This window comes from Borreliella californiensis (assembly GCF_014205885.1).
Classification (GTDB): domain Bacteria; phylum Spirochaetota; class Spirochaetia; order Borreliales; family Borreliaceae; genus Borreliella; species Borreliella californiensis.
The window spans coordinates 121,275-140,621 of the sequence record NZ_JACHFB010000002.1; the positions used below are offsets into that span (position 1 = coordinate 121,275).

Here is a 19,347-nt window from a genome sequence, read left to right on the forward strand (position 1 = left end):
TGGGTGCGCATAAAGATTAAGGATGTTTTAATCTCTTCTAAAGATGTAAAATTTGTTGGGAATATAAAAAATATTGAAAGAGTAGTATCTTTTTACTCCTTAGATAGTCGCGAAATAAAGGATGATAATATCAGCGGTAGTCTTTATTTTGCATATAAGGGAAATAAAGTAGATGGATTTTCTTTTGTTAAATATTTAATTGATTTAGGTGTTAAATGTTTTGTATGCTCAAAAAATCATGAATCTGAGTGTATTAAATATTTAAATGACAATGAGGGATTAGTTTTTTTGCTTACAAGCAATGTAATAAAACTTCTTCAAACTTTAGCATCTTTTTTAATTGAAAAAACAAGCTTTAAAAGAATTGCTATTACAGGTAGCAATGGTAAAACTACAACTAAAGAGATGCTTTATAGTATACTTTCAAAGAAATATAAAACTTACAAAACTTGGGGTAATTTAAATTCTGACATTGGGCTTCCTCTTAGTATTTTAAGAGTAGAGGGCAATGAAGAATATGCTGTTTTTGAAGTTGGAGTTAGCTATGTTGGAGAAATGGATCTTTTATCCCAAATTTTAAAGCCAGAAATTGTTATTATTACGAATATAAGCTGTGCACATATGCAAGCCTTCAAGGAGTTACAAGCTATTGCTTTTGAAAAGAGTAAAATAATTGGCAAAAACATTGAAATCTTTGTTGTAAATGAGATGAATGATTATTGTGTTTATCTTGAAAATAGAGCAAAAATTGCAAATCCAAATGTTAAAATTGTTTATTTTGATTATGAAAATCTTAGTATTAAATCATTTTCTTTTTTGGAAGGGAAATTTTCTTTTGATTTTGTTTACAAAGGGTTTGAATACTCTATTTTATTGCTGGGTCGACACAATATTTTTAATGCAATAGGGTGTATTAATTTAGCTTTATTTTTAGGAATGAGAGAAAAAGAAATAAGAGAAGGCCTTATTGAAACTACTTTTCAAAAGGGTAGAGCAGAAATTTTGACAAAAAATGGATATTTAATTTTAAATGATTCTTATAATGGCAATATGGGTTCTTTTATGGCCTTAAAAAATATGATTTTGGATCTTAATATCCAAAACAAAAAATTTATAGTTCTTGGTTCTTTTAAAGAGCTTGGGGAATTTGCATACAAAACTCACAAAGATTTAATTCAAGAGGCTGTTTCAATGAATTTTGATAAAATTTTTCTAATTGGCGAAGAATTTTTAGATGTTAGGGATTCTGAGAATTTGGTTGAAAAGTGTTTATATTATTTTAGCGAGTTTGATAGATTTATTGATTTTTTTGTAAAAAGCTTAGAACCTTCAGTTTTTATTGTCATTAAGGGCTCAAGGTTTAACAGGCTTGAGAGAATTTTAAATTATATTTAGATGATAATGGGGTTTTTATGTTTTATCTTTTAGGTTTGCGTTTGCTCAAATATATTACCTTTAGAATGGCTTATGCTACAATTTTTGCATTTTTACTTTCTTTAATTGTGGGTCCTTATATTATTTTAAGGTTAAAAAAATTAAGGGCCGATCAGATTTTAAGAGAAGATGGCCCTAAAAGGCATTTGAGTGAAAAAGTAGGAATTCCCACCATGGGAGGCATTCTTATTTTTTTTTGTGTTTTTATCTCTTTAGTATTTTGGAGTAACATTTTAAATGTTTATTTTTTGATTATGGTTTTTGTTATGTTTGGATTTGCTTTTTTGGGCTTTGTAGATGATTTTTTAAAAATTAAAAAGAAAACCTCAGATGGACTTAAAGCTAGATTTAAGATTTACGGACAAATAATATTTTCTTTTTTTTCTGTTGGTATTCTATATTATTTTGGTAGTGAGCATGTTAGCATAATCTATTTTCCTTTTATTAAGTCTTTTCAAATAGATTTGGGGGTATTTTACATTCCTTTTGGCATGTTTATTTTAATTTCTGCTTCTAATTCTTTTAATTTAACAGATGGGCTTGATGGTCTTGCAATTGGGTTGAGTATAGTTATAACAGGAGCTTTAATAATAATCGCGTATCTTACAAGCAGGGCTGATTTTGCAACTTATTTGCATATTCCAAATATTAAGGGTTCTGAAGAGCTTGTAATATTTCTTGGGGCATTGCTTGGAGGTAGTTTTGGATTTTTATGGTTTAATGCCTATCCTGCTAAAATTATGATGGGAGATACAGGTAGTCTGGCTCTGGGTGCCATTCTTGGAATGGCAGCTTTAATTTTAAAAAGTGAAATACTTTTTTCAATTCTTGCGGGTGTTTTTATTATTGAAACTATGTCTGTAATTATTCAAGTCCTTGTTTACAAAAAGACCAAAAAAAGAGTATTTAAAATGGCTCCACTTCACCATCATTTTGAAGAACTTGGGTGGTCTGAAATGCAAGTTGTTATTAGATTTTGGATAATAGGGTTAATATTTGCTATAATTGCTTTAAGCACGATAAAAATCAGATAATTTATTATGGTTGTAGAGATAAATTCACTTAGGACATGTTATTTGCTTGTTTTGCTGCTATTAGTAGCCTATGGCCTTGTAGTTTTTTATACTTCTTCCTTTTTCTTAAGCTTAGAGCTTACAGGTAATCCAAATTTTTTATTTTTTACAAGACTTAATTATCTTTTTTTAAGTTTTATAGTCTTTCTTATTTTTGAGAGGATTTCTTTAAATTTTTTAAAAAAATCGATATTTCCTGTATTGATTATGACTCTTTTTTTAATTATGGCAACTTTTTTATCTCCAAGTATTTCTGGAGCAAAGAGATGGATATTTTTTCAAGGTATTAGTATTCAACCCTCTGAGATTTTTAAAATATCTTTTACTATTTATCTTTCAGCTTATTTGAGTAAGTTTGATCCAAGAAAAAACAATAGTATTTCATACTGGATAAAGCCAATGTTGATTTTTGCAATTTTTTGGGTGTTAATAATTTTGCAAAACGATTATTCAACAGCTATTTATTTTGCCATTCTTTTTTTTATTGTTTTGTTTGTTTCTAATATGGCATTTAGCTATGTTTTTGCTATTATGATTACTTTTTTGCCAGTTTCTGCTATATTTTTGATGCTTGAACCCTATAGGGTTTCTAGAATTTTTGCCTTTCTCAATCCTTACGACGATCCTTCTGGAAAAGGTTACCAGATAATAGCATCTCTTAATGCTTTAAAAAGTGGGGGAATTTTAGGTAAAGGGCTGGGAATGGGAGAAGTAAAACTTGGAAAATTGCCAGAGGCCAATTCGGATTTTATTTTTTCAGTTCTTGGAGAAGAATTGGGATTTTTAGGCGTTTTGTTTGCCATAAGCTTATTTTTTTTGTTTTTTTACTTTGGTTATTTTATAGCTATTTATTCTAATAGTAAGTTTAAATTTTTTATTGCATTTATTTCAAGTCTTGCAATTTTTCTTCAAAGCATAATGAATATTTTAATTGCAATTGGTCTTTTGCCTCCCACCGGGATAAATTTGCCATTTTTTTCATCTGGGGGATCTTCTATTATTGTTACCATGGCACTCTCTGGTCTTATTTCAAATGTTTCAAAAAATTTAATTAATAATTGATTAGATTTTTCTAGTAGTGTAAATTGAATTAGGTTATGATTTTTGAGAGAAAATTTTTAATTAAGTATATATATTTCTTGACGTCTTTAATTTTTTTTGAAATAATGGTTATTATTTTTGCGTCTCCTTATTTTTTGATTAGGTATATTAGTATCAATAATGATATTTCTCTTTCTAAAGAAGATATAATCAAGATTTCAGGAATCAAGCCCAATACATATTATCATAATGCTGATGTTAGAATGTATGAGGAGAATCTTAAAAAAGATTTAAGGGTAAAGAATGTTAAGGTTGATCTTAAGTTTCCTAATAAAATTAATATTAAAATAGAGAAAAGAATACCCGTTGCTGTTGCTTTAGAAAACGTAAATGGTAATATTACTTATTATTGTATTGCATCAGATGGTGTAATTTTGGGGAAAAGTAAGCATTTGATTTATGATTTACCTATAATTAGCGGATTAGTTTTAAGTGACAATAATGTAGGAGATTTTCTAGAAGATAGAATGCTTAACGTTGTAAGAGGCCTTGATTATCTTAAAATAAATCAAAAATATTTGTATAATTTAATATCAGAGGTCAATTTTTTAAAATTGAATTTCTATGATTATAATGTAATTTTGTATATTAAAAGTATATATAATAAAATATTGATAACAGTTGATATGGATTTAATGAATGTGATGCATAAAGTGTTTCTTGCGGTTAATTTACTTAAAGGAAAACCCGGCGTTATAGATTTAAGAAGTGGTGATATCATTTTGTTAGGAGAAAGTTAGTGTCTAGGAATTTGATAGTAGGTTTAGATGTTGGAACTTCAAAAATTTGTACTGTTGTTGCTGAGGTAAATTTAAATGATCAATTAGAAATAGTTGGAATAGGCACTAGTATATCAAGAGGAGTTAGGAAGGGAGTTTTAATAAATATTGAAGCGGCTCTTGATTCAATATCTAATTCTATTGAGGCCGCAGAGCTTATTTCAGGATGTGATATTACATCGCTTTCAGTTTCTATGTCTGGAAGTAGTGTTGAGGGAACCAATTCACGCGGTGTTGTTGCAATAAATTCAAGAACAAGAGAAATTAACGAAGAAGATGTTGAAAGAGTAATCGAGGCAGCAAAGGCAATTGTTATTCCAATGGATAGAGAAATTCTTCATGTTATTCCTCAAGAATTTATTGTAGATGGAATACCTCATATAAAAAACCCAATAGATATGATGGGTATTCGTCTTGAAGGAGAGGTACACATTATTACGGGTTCTAGCTCTTCTAGTCAAAATTTAGTCAGATGTGTAAATCGAGCTGGTTTTGCTGTTGATGAGGTTGTTCTTGGAAGTCTAGCTTCATCTTATGCAACTCTTTCTAAAGAAGAGCGCGAGATGGGCGTTTTGTTTATTGATATGGGTAAAGGGACAACAGATATTATTCTTTATATTGATGGTTCTCCTTATTATACAGGTGTAATTCCTATTGGTGTTAATAGAGTGACTCTTGATATTGCGCAAGTTTGGAAGGTTCCTGAAGATGTTGCTGAAAATATTAAAATAACAGCTGGCATTGCTCATCCATCTATTCTTGAGAGTCAAATGGAAACTGTAATTATTCCAAATCTTGGAACTCGACCTCCTCAAGAGAAAAGTAGAAAAGAGTTGTCTGTAATAATTAATTCAAGACTGAGAGAAATTTTTGAAATGATGAGAGCGGAAATACTTAAGCGCGGACTTTATAATAAAATTAATGGTGGGATAGTTTTAACAGGTGGAGGAGCTTTATTTCCAGGTATTTCTAATTTAATAGAAGAGGTATTTAATCATCCTGCAAGAATAGGGTTACCAATGAGTATTAATGGAATTGGAGAAGAGCATATAGATCCCAAGTTTTCTTCAGCTCTTGGTCTGGTTCTTTATAAGCACGAGCAACAAAAATTCAATAAATTAAAGAAGGTAAGCAGTAAAGTTAAAAGGAAAAATAAAATATCTTCAAAGTTGAAAGGTTGGTTTTTGAAAGAATGGTTTTGACCAATCATGGAGGAAGTGTTAATGAAAGATTATAATATGATTGATAGCCATACAAGAAGATTTGATTCTACTACAAATCCTACAATTCTTAAGGTGATTGGTGCGGGCGGAGGAGGTAGTAATGCTGTTAATCGTATGATTGAATATGGGGTAAGAGATGTTGAATTTATTGTGGCTAATACTGATCTTCAGGCTCTCCAAACTTCTATTGCTCCCATAAAAATTGCTCTTGGAGCAAAAGTTACAGCAGGACTTGGTGCTGGGGGAAAGCCTGAGATTGGACAAGCTGCAGCAGAGGAAGATATAGATGTTATACGTAATCATCTTTCTGGTGCTGATATGGTGTTTATTACTGCTGGTATGGGGGGTGGGACAGGAACCGGAGCAGCTCCAGTTATTGCGCAAGTTGCAAAAGAGCTTGGTATTTTAACAGTTGGAGTTGTAACAAAGCCTTTTAAGTTTGAAGGCCCTAAGAAGCTGAGACTTGCTGAGCAAGGAATAAATAACTTAAGGAAATCTGTAGATACATTGATCATTATTCCAAATCAAAAGCTTTTAACTGTTGTTGACAAAAGGACCACTATTAAAGATGCTTTTAAGCGTGCAGATGATGTTCTTAGAATGGGTGTTCAAGGTATCGCAGGGCTTATTATTGAGCACGGGGAGGTTAATATTGATTTTGCTGATGTTAAAAGCATTATGCAAGGTCAAGGCGATGCTTTAATGGGAATAGGATATGGCAAGGGTGAAAACAGGGCTGTTGATGCCGCAACTTCTGCTATTAGTAATCCACTACTTGAAGAAGTTCGCATTGAAGGATCTAAGGGGCTTCTTGTTAATGTTACTGGTGGAGATGATTTTTCATTGCTCGAACTTGAAGAGATTATGGGAATAATCACGGTTAGTGTTGATGATGAGGCTACTGTAATATATGGGCATGCTATTAATTCAAATCTTGAAGATGAGATTTACGTTACAGTTGTTGCTACAGGTTTTGCATCTAAAAAACAAAAAGAAATTTCAAGTGCACCAGAAAATAATACCTTAAGCTCTAAAGAGTTTGATACTTTAATGTCAGGCAATCAAAATATTCCTTCTGGATCTTATGAACAACAAGATTCTTCTTTTGCGGCAAAATCCAAAAATGTTAATTATTTTGATGATGACATTGATGTTCCAACATTTCTTAGAAATTTAAATAAAAAAAGTAGCGATGATTAGATGAAAATTTTGTCGTTAATAATTCTTGTTAATTTATTTTTATCTTGCGGTAGTGAATCTAAGGAAAAATCAAATCTTGGGCTTAGATTAAGAGAATTGGAAATTTCAGGCGGCGGATCTGAATCTAAGATTGAAGTTTATAAAGAATTTATTGAAAAAGAAGATAAAAATATTTTAAAGATAGTTAATTCTATCGACAAGAAAGCTAGATTTTTTAATTTAATCGGTCTTGAATTTTTTAAGCTTGGTCAGTATGGACCTGCTATTGAATATTTTGCTAAGAATTTAGAAATCAATTCCAATAATTATTTATCTCACTTTTACATAGGTGTTGCTTCTTATAATTTAGCTAAAAATTTAAGAGTAAAGGATGAAGTTGAAAAATACATAATTCTTGCTGAAAATTCTTTTTTAAAATCACTTTCAATTAGAGATGATTTTAAAGATTCTCTTTTTGCTATTTCTAATATGTATGTATATGATCTTGACAAACAATTTGAAGCTAAAAATTATTTAAACAAACTTGATGATATGGGTGAGGACTATTTTGAGTTTTTCATGTTAAGGGGTGCAAATTATTATTCGCTAGGTGATCTTAGTAATGCTATATTGTTTTATGATAAAGCTAGTAAAAAGGCTTCAACTGAGGAGCAAAAAGAAAGTGTTTCTAGGATTATGAGTAATTTGAAGTAATTATTTATGATGAAATTGCTTTATATTGATAATTTAAAATTTTTAAAAGGTAAAGAAAAATTAAAACTTTTTAATAATTTTGATTTTAATGATGTTATTAGATTAACTCAAAAGGATATTGAGTATTATCTTCAAAAATCATTTAGAAGATTGTTTAAGTTGCCTGATCTGAAATTAATAGAATTGCAAGAAAAAGTTATTCGAAGGACAAAGGCCAAAGTTGCTATTTTAGAGTCTAAGTTTTATCCTAATAAGCTTAAAAGAATTTATGATCCTCCTTTTGCTATTTATTACAAAGGCAATTTGCCAAATTATTCTTCATTATCTTGGGCTGTTGTTGGTTCTAGAAAAATTAGTAAAACTCTTGCTGAGAGAACAAGGGAATTTTCTTCGCATCTTGCAAAAAATGGTGTTGAGATTGTTTCTGGATTTGCAATTGGAGCTGATATTGAGGCTCATATAGCAGCAATAAATGAGAATAAAAGAACATTTGCTGTTATCCCAACAGATATTGATAATATTTATCCTAAGCAAAATCGAAAATATATTTTTAAGCTTTTAGAACAAGGTGGAGGAATAATTACTGAGACTTTGCCATTTGATAAAATTCAAAATTATTTTTTTGCCAAAAGAAATAGGCTGGTCTCAGGCCTATCAGATGCTATTTTTATAACTTATGCGCCTTTAAAATCAGGAGCTTTAATTACAGCTGAACTTGGTCTTGACTTGGGGCTTGACATTTATGTTTATGATTTAGATTTTTGTGGTGATGGAGCTGTAAAATTACATGATTCTGGCGCGCAAGAGATAAAAACTGTTAAGGATCTTTATGCTTTATTAAATATTAAATATGTAGATTCCAATAATATTAAAGATAATTCTAAAGAGTATTGTGATTATAAAAATGTATCTGATTTTCTTATTAAAGAACTTTTAAAAGAGGTATATAAATAGGGGGTAATATGGACTTTAAAGGAACCACAGTTATTGCAATAAAAAAAAATGGTAAGACTGTGGTGGCAGCAGATGGACAAGTAACTTTTGGACATACTGTTTTAAAGAGTAATGCTATTAAAATACGAAAATTGCTTAATGGAAGGATTTTGGCAGGATTTGCAGGCTCAACGTCTGATGCAATTACTCTTTTTGAAAAATTTGAAGAAAAAATCAAGGCAAAAGGTGATGGTTTGATTGACATTAAAAGGGCAGCTGTAGAGCTTGCAAAAGATTGGCGTTCTGACAAAATACTTCATAAGCTTGAGGCTATGATGCTTGTTGCTGATTCTAACAATATTCTTTTGATTTCTGGCACCGGTGATGTTGTTGAGCCTGAAGAGGATGTTATTTCGATTGGTAGTGGTGGCAATTATGCATATTCAGCGGCCCTTGCTTACATGGAGAACAAAAAATTAAGTGCTTTTGAGGTTGCACTTAGATCTTTAAAAATAGCAGCAAGAGTGTGTATATATACTAATTCTAACATTGTGCTTGAGGAGATTGAAAATGAATAAATTAGAAGAGCACTATATAGTTCCCAAAGACGTAGTTACAGAGCTTGATAAATATATAATAGGTCAAGACGAAGCTAAAAAATTAGTATCAATTGCTCTTGTTAATAGATATATAAGGTCTAGGCTTCCAAAAGAAATAAAAGATGAGGTAATGCCCAAAAACATTATTATGATTGGGTCAACTGGCATTGGGAAGACCGAGATTGCAAGAAGACTTTCTAAATTAATTAAAGCTCCTTTTATTAAAGTTGAAGCTACAAAATATACTGAGGTTGGCTATGTTGGTCGTGATGTTGAATCTATGGTTAGAGATTTAATGGGCATTGCAGTTAATATGGTAAAAGAAGAGATGTATAGCGCTGTAAGAGATGATGCTTTGGTAAGAACAGAGGAGAGGATAGTTGAGAGTCTTTTTAAGGGATCTGGCAATTCTGAGAATATGGATCCAAATGAAATAAAGGCAGAAGAAAAGGTAAAAGAGAAGCTTAGAAAAAAGCTTAGAGCAGGCGAGCTTGATAATACTACTATTGAAATACAAATTTCTAGTAAAATGCCATTTTCTACAATAGAAATATTTACAGGTGGTAATTTTGAAGAGATTGATATGGGAATTGGTGGTTTGTTGGGTAATATATTTGATAGAAAAAAGAAAAGAGAATTGAAGATTAAAAAGGCAAAAGAAATAATATTAGCAGAAGAGCTTGAGAAATTGGTTGATCATGAGAACATTTCAGATATTGCAAAATCTAAAGTTGAAAATATGGGAATTATTTTTATTGATGAGATAGATAAAATAGCTGCTAAGAATAGGAGTGGTAATGATGTGTCTAGAGAAGGTGTTCAAAGAGATATTTTGCCAATTATTGAAGGTTCTAAAGTTAATACAAAATATGGAATAGTTGATACTTCTCATATTTTATTTATTGCAGCAGGAGCATTTAATTTGGCTAAACCCTCTGATTTAATACCCGAGCTTCAAGGAAGATTCCCGATTAAGGTTGAACTTAAGAGTCTAAGCATAGACGATTTGAAAAAAATTTTAAAACAAACAAAAAATTCTTTAATAAAACAATATGTTGCGATGTTTAAGGTTTATAATTTAGATTTAAAGTTTAGCGAAGAGGCTATAGATAGAATTGCAGAGCTTACTTTTAATATGAATCTTGAGAATGAAAATCTTGGTGCCAGAAGACTTCACGGTGTTATGGAAAGAGTGCTTGCAGATCTTTTTTTTGAAGTGCCTGGTAGTAAGTTGAAAAAATTTGAAATAAATTTGGACTATGTTAATAAAAAAATACAAATTAACGAACAAAAAGATTTAAATTATTATATAATTTAGTTAAAAGCAATTTTAAACAGAGGGGGGTTTTAGTTTGAATGATTTTGAAAGGTCTTTAGATTTTTCACATAAGTATTTAGATGTTCTAAGTTTAAGGCAAAGTGTTATTTCTGACAATATAGCAAATGTAGATACTCCAAATTTCAAAAGAAGTAAAATTTCTTTTGAGTCAGAGTTTGAAAAGGCTTTTTTAAATAAAGATAAAAACGATCTAAACTTAATTAAATCTAGTGACAAGCACCTGTCTGGGTTTAAAAATCTAAAGTATTCAGATGTCAAGCCCCACAGAGTTCTTGACCATTTTTCAACTATGAATAATAATGGCAATAATGTTGATATTGATTCTGAGATTAAGGCACTTGTACAAAATCAAATGATGTATCATCTTATGACCAATGTTCAAGCGCATTATTTTAAAAGTATAAATATTGTATTAAAATAAATTAATATCTTAAGGAATGTAAAATGGGATTGTTTTCAAGCATTAATGTAGCTTCAACGGGATTAACTGCACAAAGGTTGAGGATTGATGTTATTTCTAATAATATTGCAAATGTTTCTACTTCTAGAACTCCTGATGGTGGACCTTATAGAAGGCAAAGGATTATTTTTGCACCAAGGGTTAATAATCCTTATTGGAAAGGGCCTTTTATTCCAGATTATCTTGATAATGGTATTGGTCAAGGAGTTAGGGTTGCTAGCATTGAAAAAGACAAATCTCCATTAAAGTTGAAGTATGATCCAACTCATCCTGATTCAATAAGTTCTGGGGATAAAAAAGGTTATGTAGAACTTCCCAATGTTAATTTAGTTGAAGAAATGGTAGATATGATTTCAGCTTCTCGTGCTTATGAGGCAAATTCTACTGTCATCAATAGTAGCAAGTCTATGTTTAGAAGTGCATTAGCTATACTTCAAGGCTAAAGGAGAGATTATTGGTGAGAACAGATGCTTTTTTTAAAGAGAATAATGTCAATTTGGTTAAAAAAAATTCTTTGCATTTTGATGTGAATCTTTTTAGTTCTAAAAGTGATGCCAAAGACAATGATATTAAAACTTTTAAGGATGTTTTAATAAATTCGATTACTGATGCCAACAAAAGCCAATTAAATGTTTCTAAAGTTATAGAACAAGCTGTTCTTAGGCCTAGTAGCATTGATGTTCATGATGTTGTAATAGCGATGTCTAGGGCGAATATGAATTTAAGCATTTTTAAGGCCGTTGTTGAGAGAGGTGTGAAGGCTTATCAAGATATAATCAATATTCGTTAAGGAGCCATAAGATTTTGAGCAATTTTTTTACTAAATTTTTTGTTTCAGCAAAAGGAATCTTCAAAAAAGCTAGTACGGTTCAGAAAATAGCCTTAGGATTGATTATTTTTTTTGTGATTCTTGCGCTTGTTTTTTTAATAGGGTTTTCTACTAAAAGACAAAGTATTGCTCTTTTTGGAGTTGAAGTTAAAGATCAATATCTCTTAGATAGAATATCGCAAAGACTTGACAGGGAAAATGTTAATTATTTTTTGAGTTCCGATGGAAGAATTTATTTAGATGATGAAAAGCTTGCAAAAAAAATGAGAGCAATTCTTGTCAGAGAAGAACTTGTGCCTGTTCATATGGATCCATGGGCTTTGTTTGATATTGATAGGTGGACCATTACTGATTTTGAAAGAAGCATTAATCTTAGAAGATCTATTACAAGAGCGGTTGAACAGCATATTGTAGCTTTAGATGATGTTGATGCTGTTAGTGTGAATCTTGTTATGCCTGAGAAAGCTCTTTTTAAAGAGTCTCAAGAGCCTGTTAAGGCATCTGTTAGAATTACCCCAAGGCCTGGTTCTGATATTATTACCAATAGAAAAAAAATTGAAGGACTTGTTAAGCTTATTCAGTATGCTATTGAGGGTCTTGAATCTGATAATATTGCTATTGTTGATAATAGCGGATCAATTTTAAATGATTTTTCTAATTTAGATGGAATAGATAGAATAGACTTGGCAGAAAAAGAACGCAAGTTAAAGCTTAAGTATGAAGCTATGCTTAGGGGTGAAATCGACTCTGCATTAAGCAAGGTTTTGTCAGTTGATAGATTTATGATAGCAAGAGTAAATGTAAAACTTGATACTTCAAAAGAAACTACAGAGTCTAAAGAGTATGCTCCTATTGAGCTTCAATCCCAAGATCCAAAAGCCTCTTATAATACCAGAAAAGTAAGCGATTCAACTATTATATCTTCTCAAACTCAAAAAAAAGAATATCAGGGGCAAGGATATAGTCCTTGGGGACCCCCTGGGCAGGAAGGCAATACTCCTCCTGAATATCAAGATTTAAGTGATATTACTGGTAAATATAATGAGTCTCAAGAGATCAAAAATGTTGCTTTGAATGAAAAAAAATCTACAAGCGAAAAAGAGCCCGCTAGGATTGTAGGCGTTTCTCTTGGTATTTTCGTGGATGGCATTTGGAATTTCGTGTACGATGAGAAGGGAGATTTCGTAATAGAAAATGGAATGAGAAAAAGAGAATATAAGCCTATGGCATTAGAAGAAATAAAAAATATTGAAGATGTTTTGCAAAGTTCTTTTGAATATAAGCCAGAAAGAGGTGATTCAATAACGGTTAGAAATATATCTTTTGATCGTATGAATGAATTTAGAGAAATAGATGAAAATTATTTTGCAAGTGAAAGGTTTAAATATTTTTTATTTATTGCAAGTATAGTATTTTCATTATTAATTTTAGTATTTACGGTATTTTTTACTATTTCTAGAGAGCTTGAAAGACGAAGACGTCTTAGAGAAGAGGAATTGGCAAAGCAAGCACATTTGAGACGTCAACAAGCCTTGATGGATGGTGGTGATGATATTGGCGTTGATGATGTTGTTGGTGGGATTAGAGAAGGCGATGAGCTTCAAAGCAATGCTGAGCTTTTGGCTAGAGAAAAGCCAGAAGATGTTGCTAAGCTTATAAGAACATGGCTTTTGAAAAACGCTTAAAAAGGTAGTAATTGATATGGAAGAAAAAAAAGAAAAGGAGATTTTAGATGTTTCTGCTTTAACAGGTAAGCAAAAGGCTGCTATTTTGTTGGTTTCAATAGGTTCTGAAATTTCTTCTAAAGTGTTTAAGTATCTTTCTCAAGAAGAGATAGAGTCTTTGACATTTGAGATAGCAAAGCTTGAGACAATTACTTCTGAGCTTAAAGACAATGTTCTTTTAGAGTTTAAAGAATTGATGATGGCTCAAGAATTTATTCAAAAGGGTGGAATTGATTATGCAAGAGAGCTTCTTGAAAAATCTCTTGGAACTCAAAAAGCAGTTGATATTATTAATAATTTGGGTTCTGCGTTACAATCTAGACCTTTTGAATTTGTAAGAAGAGCAGATCCTGCAAATATTTTAAACTTTATTCAACAAGAACATCCTCAAACAATTGCTTTAATTCTTTCATATCTTGATCCTCAAAAGGCTTCTTTTATTCTCTCTAGTTTGCCCACGGAGGTACAAACCAATGTTGCAAGAAGAATTGCATTAATGGATAGAACTTCTCCTGAGGTTGTAAGAGAGGTTGAGAGAGTTCTTGAGAAAAAACTAGCTTCTCTTTCTTCAGAAGATTATACATCAGCAGGAGGAGTTGACAATGTTGTTGAGATAATTAATATGGCTGATAGAAAGACGGAAAAGTTTATTATTGAATCTCTTGAAGAAGAAGATCCAGAGCTTGCAGAAGAGATTAAGAAGAAGATGTTTGTATTTGAGGACATAGTTTTGCTTGATGATAGATCTATACAAAGGGTTTTAAGAGAAATAGATGGTCAAGAGTTGGCAAAAGCTTTAAAATCTGTGGATATTCCTGTCCAAGAAAAAATTTTCAAAAACATGTCAAAAAGAGCAGCTTCGATGCTTAAGGAGGACATGGAATTTTTGGGACCTACTAGGCGAAAAGACGTTGAGGAATCGCAGCAAAAAATTGTTTCTCTTATTAGAAAATTAGAAGAACAGGGAGAAATAGTTATTTCAAGAGGTGGTGAAGAAGATGTGCTTGTCTGATAAAGGAGTTTTGTTTGCCTAAGGTTTTATATAAATCATCAGAAGTTGATAATTTAGTAAAGTTTGAGTTTATTGAGATAGCAAAGCCTGTTTTTGAATCTTTGGAAATCAAGGAGAAGGAAGGCAAGGTTTACAATATAGATAGTCAAATCGCTAATCTTAAAGAAGAGTTACAACTTTTAAGAGATGAAAAAATACGACTTGAGGAAGAACTTGCTAAAAGGCAAGAACTTTCCAAAGAGGAAGTTCAAATTGAATCTAAGAGGCTTATTGAAGAGGCTAAGGCAAAGGCCAATGAAGTATTAGAGGCAGCCAAGCAAGAAGCAGATCTTTTGCAAAGAGAAGCTATTTATAAGAAAGAATCTATTGAGGTTGAATCTAATGCTGAGATTGAAAGATTAGCAAAAGAGTATGAGGAAAAATTAAAAACAGATCTTGAGATAGCAACGGCTAAAGGAAGAGAAGAAGGATATAGAAAAGGTTATGAAAGTGGTTTTGAAGATTTTGACAAAGTTATGAGAAAATTGCACTCTATAATGGCATCTCTGATCGCTGAAAGGAAAGGTATTCTTGAATCTTCGAGTGCTCAAATAGTAAGTCTTGTTATGCAAATTGCAATTAAGGTTATTAAGAGAATTACAGATTCTCAAAAAGATATTGTCTTGGAAAATGTTAATGAAGTTTTAAAAAGGGTAAAAGATAAAACTCAGATTACCATCCGTGTAAATCTTGATGATTTAGATATTGTTAGACATAAAAAGAGTGATTTTATTTCTAGATTTGATGTTATAGAAAATTTAGAGATCATAGAAGATCCCAACATAGGCAAAGGTGGTTGTATAATTGAAACTAATTTTGGAGAGATTGATGCGCGCATTTCTTCTCAACTTGATAAAATAGAGGAAAAGTTTAAAAATTTTTCGTTATTAAGTTAAGTATCTAAAGGAATTTTAGTGAGCAATTTTTTTGAAAATTATTTAAGACAAGTAGATGACATTGAAACTGTTTCTTTTGTTGGCAGGGTGCAAAAAATAAAAGGTCTTTTGGTTGAAAGTTTGGGACCCCAGTGTGCTATTGGGGATTTGTGTTTAATTGATCAAAGAAATGATAAAAAGGTATGTGCTGAGGTTTTAGGATTTAATGGTCCTTATGTTAGCCTTATGCCCTATGAAGGATTTAGTGGGATTGAAGTTGGAAATAAAGTCTATTCTTTAAATAAAGGGGTAGAAATAAATCTTAGTGATGAGCTTTTAGGAAGAGTTATTGATTCTCTTGGCAGGCCCATTGATAATAAAGGGTCATTTTTGAATAATAGCTATAAAGAGTTAATTTTTGAAAAAATTAATCCAATTAGTAGGAGTATTTTTGAAGAGCAAATATTAACAGGAGTTAAAGTTCTTGACGGGTTTTTGCCAGTCGCAAAAGGGCAAAGAGTTGGTATTTTTTCTGGTTCTGGGGTTGGTAAATCTACTTTGCTTGGCATGATTGCAAAAAATTCTAATGCAGACGTAAATGTTATTGCTTTTATTGGAGAAAGGGGTCGAGAGCTTAATGAGTTTATTGAATATGAACTTGGTGAAGAGCGTTTAAAAAAAAGCGTTTTAGTTGTTTCAACTTCTGATGAATCGCCCATATCAAGGTATAAGGGAGCTTACGTTGCTACCATGATAGCGGAATACTTTAGGGAGCAAGGTAAAGATGTAGTTTTGCTTTTTGATTCTATTACTAGATTTGCAAATGCTAAAAGAGAGTTGTCTCTTTCTTTAGGAGAGCCTCCGGTAGCTAAAGGTTATCCACCTTCTGTTTTTGTTGAAATTCCAATTTTACTTGAGAGATTGGGTTTTAATGGTAATGGAGGAAGTGTTACCGGCTTTTATACTGTTCTTGTAGAGGGGGATGATTTTACAGAGCCTGTAGCTGATAATATTAAGGCTGTTTTGGATGGTCATATTATTTTAGACAGAGATTTGTTTGACAGAGGAATTTATCCCTCAATAAATGTTTTAAGTTCAACTTCAAGGTCTATTCATAGAATAATGAGCGCAGAAAAACAAAAATTAATTTTGAAAGCTAGAAATTTGTTGTCTCTTTATAAAGATTATGAAGATCTTATTAGAACGGGGATTTATATTAAAGGATCCAATAAGGATGTTGATTTTGCAATTTCCAAGTATCCTAAGATTATTGATTTTATTTCTCAAGGAATAAATGAAACATTTGATTTTGAAAATTTAGAAGATGAAATAAAGGAAATACTATCTTGAATGATTTAAACTTTAGAAGACAAAAGCTTAATAGAATATTGACTATTAGAGCTTACTTTAGAAAGCTAAGCGAGAGAGACTTAATGAATATAAATAAGAAAATTTCAAAAATAAATCAGTTTTCAGATGGAATTCCTAATCTTTTAAAAAATTCAAATAACTTTAATGATCTTTACATAAGAGGCTATATAGACTGTTTAAATTATAAAAAAATCCAAAATTTTAAAATTCTTAAAGAGCTTAGAAAGTATTATAACGAGTGTTATGATATTTATGTGGATAAATATAGACAAGAAAAAAAGATTAAGATATTAATAAAAACTTTAAATAATTCTATAATTAAAAGTAAAGAAAAAAAGGAAAGCTTATTGCTAGATGAGTATGTAAATTATAAAGTTTGTCAAAATTTAAGGGATGAAAGTGAATAATTTGTTATCGTTCTTTTTTAGGGCATTTTTTTTGTTATTTTTGATTGTTATTTTATTTTTCTTTGTATTATTATTTGTTGATTTTCTTGGAATGTATAATACTAAGAGATATTTCCCCGAATTTGTAAGAACTAAAATTTTAGGAGAAACTTCTCTGGTCTTTGATCATAATTCTAATATAATTCTTGATGAAGCTAGACTTGTAAAGGAAAGAGAAGCTATAGATATTAAGAATCAGCAAATTGAAAAGCTTAAAGAAGATCTAAAGTTAAAAGAAGATAGCCTAAATAAGCTTGAATTTGAGCTTAAGCAAAAGCAGAAAGATTTAGATTTAAAACAAAAGGTAATAGATGACATTATAAATAAATATAATGATGAGGAAGCAAATATTTTGCAAACAGCTATATATTTAATGAATATGCCGCCAGAAGATGCTGTTAAGCGGCTTGAGGATTTAAATCCCGAGCTTGCAATATCTTATATGCGGAAAATTGAAGAGCTTTCCAAAAAAGAGGGTCGTTTATCAATTATTCCTTATTGGTTGTCTCTTATGGATTCTAAAAAAGCTGCTATATTGATTAGAAAAATGTCTGTTAGTTCATTGGAGTAGTGTTTATATGAGTAATTTATTAAATTTAGGTAAAGCTTATGGTAACAAATTAAACCTTTTGAATACAATTAAAGGGTTAAATTTAAATGTTTCTAAAATGGAATCTAGAGAAAATGCGAGCTCTTTTTTAAATATTATGTCTTCTGAATCTAAAAAATTAGCTAAAGCAAAATTTATGATATTTGATTTTTTAAATTTTTTTAAAGACAATGGACTTATTGCTAAAAATTTTAAAAAATTACCTTTAGATAAATCCCTTTTTTTAAAAAAACTTGAAAATGAGGCTTTTGTTTCCGATTTAAAATCCTTGATTGCTAGAATGAATGTTTTTATAGATTTTGAAGGTTTAAATAGTATTAAAGAAAGCTTATCATCTAATTTTGATTTTCTCGGTAAAGAGAAATTTTTTGAAAAAATTGAAGGACTTTGTTTTGCTTTTAATGATTTGAGTTCTTTTTTGGGTTTTGATTTTTTAACGGCTTTGATTGATGATTATTATAATCAGATGAGCTTAAATGATGAAAGGGAAGAAAAGAATGTTATTAACATTGATGTGAAAAATTTTAAAAAGAATAATGGTGATCATAATGATTTTGTTTTTTCAAAGTTTAGATTGAATGCAATTGATGGTCAAAATTTTGTTGATAGGTATAAAGTTAAAGAAATATCAAATGATTCTTTAAAAGGCTTTGTTGAAGAATTTGCTAATTATAATATAAAAAACTCTAAAGAGTTTGAAGGTTTTGATTTTGTCAGCAGTTTAAAGCCTGAGTGGAATCTTAAGATTAATAAAAATATTGTGGATAAAGCTAAAGTTGTGTTAAAATCGAATAATACAGGAGAGATTAAGTTGGTTTTAAAGCCCAAAGAGCTTGGTAGTATACGAATTAATTTAAACCTTGATTCGAATAATAATTTATTGGGAAAGATTGTAGTGGATAATCAAAATGTTAAAATGCTTTTCGACCAAAATATGCATTCATTAAATAAAATGCTTGGTGAGAGTGGTTTTAATGCCAGCTTAAATCTTTTTCTTGCAGGTGAAAATTTAAATTCTTTTTCTAAAGATTTTAAAGACGGACCCAAGGATCAAAATTTTAATTTTGGTTATAATAAATTTTTTCAAATTGAAGAAGAAGTTGAATTTTCTTATGATGTAGATAAAAATGTTAATTTAATTGTTTAGAGGGTGGAGTTAAATGAATAAAATGAACGGTGTTGAAAGTATTTATAATTTAAATGTTAGCAGTAAAATTAAAAAAAAAACAGATTTGAATGTTGCGAATATATCTAATAAGGTTAATCTTGGCAAGGATGATTTTTTAAAGCTGCTCATTACTCAACTTAGGTATCAAGATCCTACAAATCCAATGAAGGATAAAGAGTTTATTGCTCAAATGGCGCAATTTTCGGCTCTTGAGCAAATGACCAATATGAGTAAGTCATTTGAAAAACTTTCATCTTCTTTGGAAATAAGAAAAGATTTAGATTTATTAGGTAAAGTAATTAAATTTCAACATGGTGATGGGGAGATTGTTGAAGGTCGTGTTACAAACATTAAGACGGGTGCAATACCCCAAGTTATGGTTAATGGTAATTATTATGTATATAAAAACATATTATCGGTAGGTTTGGAGGAGTAATTA

The 19,347-nt window shown here is 30.5% G+C and carries 21 protein-coding genes; all 21 read left to right on the forward strand.

The features are described 5' to 3' along the window. Positions 1–3: 3 nt before the first annotated feature. Genes HNP67_RS02735 through flgD form a run of 21 tightly spaced genes read left to right on the forward strand, consistent with a single transcriptional unit; the run spans position 4 to position 19,344 of the window. A complete protein-coding gene (locus HNP67_RS02735; protein WP_184124740.1) occupies positions 4–1,395 on the forward strand; it encodes a UDP-N-acetylmuramoyl-tripeptide--D-alanyl-D-alanine ligase in 1,392 nt (463 codons plus the stop codon). A 17-nt stretch (positions 1,396–1,412) separates the two neighbouring features. Next, positions 1,413–2,468 (forward strand): phospho-N-acetylmuramoyl-pentapeptide-transferase, encoded by a 1,056-nt coding sequence (gene mraY, locus HNP67_RS02740; RefSeq protein ID WP_184124742.1) that lies wholly within the window; start codon positions 1,413–1,415, stop codon positions 2,466–2,468. Positions 2,469–2,510: 42 nt separating this feature from the next. After that, the gene (ftsW, locus tag HNP67_RS02745) at positions 2,511–3,569 is read left to right on the forward strand and encodes a putative lipid II flippase FtsW (protein ID WP_184125262.1); all 1,059 of its coding nucleotides are present in this window, start codon (positions 2,511–2,513) and stop codon (positions 3,567–3,569) included. Between the two features lie 35 nt (positions 3,570–3,604). Continuing rightward, a complete protein-coding gene (locus HNP67_RS02750; RefSeq protein WP_184124745.1) occupies positions 3,605–4,348 on the forward strand; it encodes a cell division protein FtsQ/DivIB in 744 nt (247 codons plus the stop codon). Continuing rightward, positions 4,348–5,589 (forward strand): cell division protein FtsA, encoded by a 1,242-nt coding sequence (gene ftsA, locus HNP67_RS02755; RefSeq protein ID WP_184124747.1) that lies wholly within the window; start codon positions 4,348–4,350, stop codon positions 5,587–5,589. The genes HNP67_RS02750 and ftsA overlap by 1 nt, the downstream gene beginning before the upstream one ends. A 21-nt stretch (positions 5,590–5,610) precedes the next feature. Beyond that, a complete protein-coding gene (gene ftsZ, locus HNP67_RS02760) occupies positions 5,611–6,810 on the forward strand; it encodes a cell division protein FtsZ (protein WP_071983222.1) in 1,200 nt (399 codons plus the stop codon). Next, complete coding sequence (locus HNP67_RS02765) at positions 6,811–7,503, forward strand: tetratricopeptide repeat protein (RefSeq protein WP_184124748.1); 693 nt, start codon at positions 6,811–6,813, stop codon at positions 7,501–7,503. 9 nt (positions 7,504–7,512) lie between these two features. After that, on the forward strand, positions 7,513–8,457 hold the full coding sequence (dprA, locus tag HNP67_RS02770; RefSeq protein WP_184124749.1) for a DNA-processing protein DprA: 945 nt from the start codon (positions 7,513–7,515) through the stop codon (positions 8,455–8,457). A gap of 8 nt (positions 8,458–8,465) precedes the next feature. Further along, the gene (gene hslV, locus HNP67_RS02775; protein ID WP_184124750.1) at positions 8,466–9,014 is read left to right on the forward strand and encodes an ATP-dependent protease subunit HslV; all 549 of its coding nucleotides are present in this window, start codon (positions 8,466–8,468) and stop codon (positions 9,012–9,014) included. Next, positions 9,007–10,353: an HslU--HslV peptidase ATPase subunit gene (gene hslU / locus HNP67_RS02780; RefSeq protein WP_184124751.1), complete on the forward strand. Its 1,347-nt coding sequence runs from the start codon at positions 9,007–9,009 to the stop codon at positions 10,351–10,353. Before hslV ends, hslU begins: the two co-directional genes overlap by 8 nt. Positions 10,354–10,387: 34 nt before the next feature. Continuing rightward, complete coding sequence (flgB, locus tag HNP67_RS02785; RefSeq protein ID WP_184124752.1) at positions 10,388–10,795, forward strand: flagellar basal body rod protein FlgB; 408 nt, start codon at positions 10,388–10,390, stop codon at positions 10,793–10,795. A gap of 23 nt (positions 10,796–10,818) precedes the next feature. Further along, positions 10,819–11,277: a flagellar basal body rod protein FlgC gene (gene flgC / locus HNP67_RS02790; protein ID WP_184107401.1), complete on the forward strand. Its 459-nt coding sequence runs from the start codon at positions 10,819–10,821 to the stop codon at positions 11,275–11,277. Between the two features lie 11 nt (positions 11,278–11,288). After that, positions 11,289–11,624 (forward strand): flagellar hook-basal body complex protein FliE, encoded by a 336-nt coding sequence (gene fliE, locus HNP67_RS02795; protein ID WP_184124753.1) that lies wholly within the window; start codon positions 11,289–11,291, stop codon positions 11,622–11,624. Between the two features lie 14 nt (positions 11,625–11,638). Next, positions 11,639–13,348 carry a flagellar basal-body MS-ring/collar protein FliF gene (fliF, locus tag HNP67_RS02800; protein ID WP_184124754.1) on the forward strand — a complete coding sequence of 570 codons (1,710 nt, stop codon included), beginning with the start codon at positions 11,639–11,641 and terminating at the stop codon, positions 13,346–13,348. 16 nt (positions 13,349–13,364) lie between these two features. Then, positions 13,365–14,399, forward strand: a complete 1,035-nt coding sequence (gene fliG / locus HNP67_RS02805) for a flagellar motor switch protein FliG (protein WP_002556889.1) — start codon at positions 13,365–13,367, stop codon at positions 14,397–14,399. 14 nt (positions 14,400–14,413) lie between these two features. Beyond that, entirely contained in the window at positions 14,414–15,334 is a 921-nt protein-coding gene (fliH, locus tag HNP67_RS02810) for a flagellar assembly protein FliH (RefSeq protein WP_184124756.1), read from the forward strand. 18 nt (positions 15,335–15,352) lie between these two features. Next, positions 15,353–16,663, forward strand: coding sequence for a FliI/YscN family ATPase (locus HNP67_RS02815; protein ID WP_184124757.1), 1,311 nt, complete (start codon positions 15,353–15,355; stop codon positions 16,661–16,663). Beyond that, the gene (locus tag HNP67_RS02820) at positions 16,660–17,091 is read left to right on the forward strand and encodes a flagellar protein FlbA (RefSeq protein WP_184124759.1); all 432 of its coding nucleotides are present in this window, start codon (positions 16,660–16,662) and stop codon (positions 17,089–17,091) included. Before HNP67_RS02815 ends, HNP67_RS02820 begins: the two co-directional genes overlap by 4 nt. Beyond that, positions 17,084–17,701 (forward strand): periplasmic-type flagellar collar protein FlbB, encoded by a 618-nt coding sequence (locus HNP67_RS02825; RefSeq protein WP_184124760.1) that lies wholly within the window; start codon positions 17,084–17,086, stop codon positions 17,699–17,701. The genes HNP67_RS02820 and HNP67_RS02825 overlap by 8 nt, the downstream gene beginning before the upstream one ends. Before the next feature lie 7 nt (positions 17,702–17,708). Further along, positions 17,709–18,887: a flagellar hook-length control protein FliK gene (locus HNP67_RS02830; protein WP_184124761.1), complete on the forward strand. Its 1,179-nt coding sequence runs from the start codon at positions 17,709–17,711 to the stop codon at positions 18,885–18,887. A 13-nt stretch (positions 18,888–18,900) separates the two neighbouring features. Further along, positions 18,901–19,344 (forward strand): flagellar hook assembly protein FlgD, encoded by a 444-nt coding sequence (flgD, locus tag HNP67_RS02835; RefSeq protein ID WP_184124762.1) that lies wholly within the window; start codon positions 18,901–18,903, stop codon positions 19,342–19,344. Positions 19,345–19,347 lie beyond the last annotated feature (3 nt).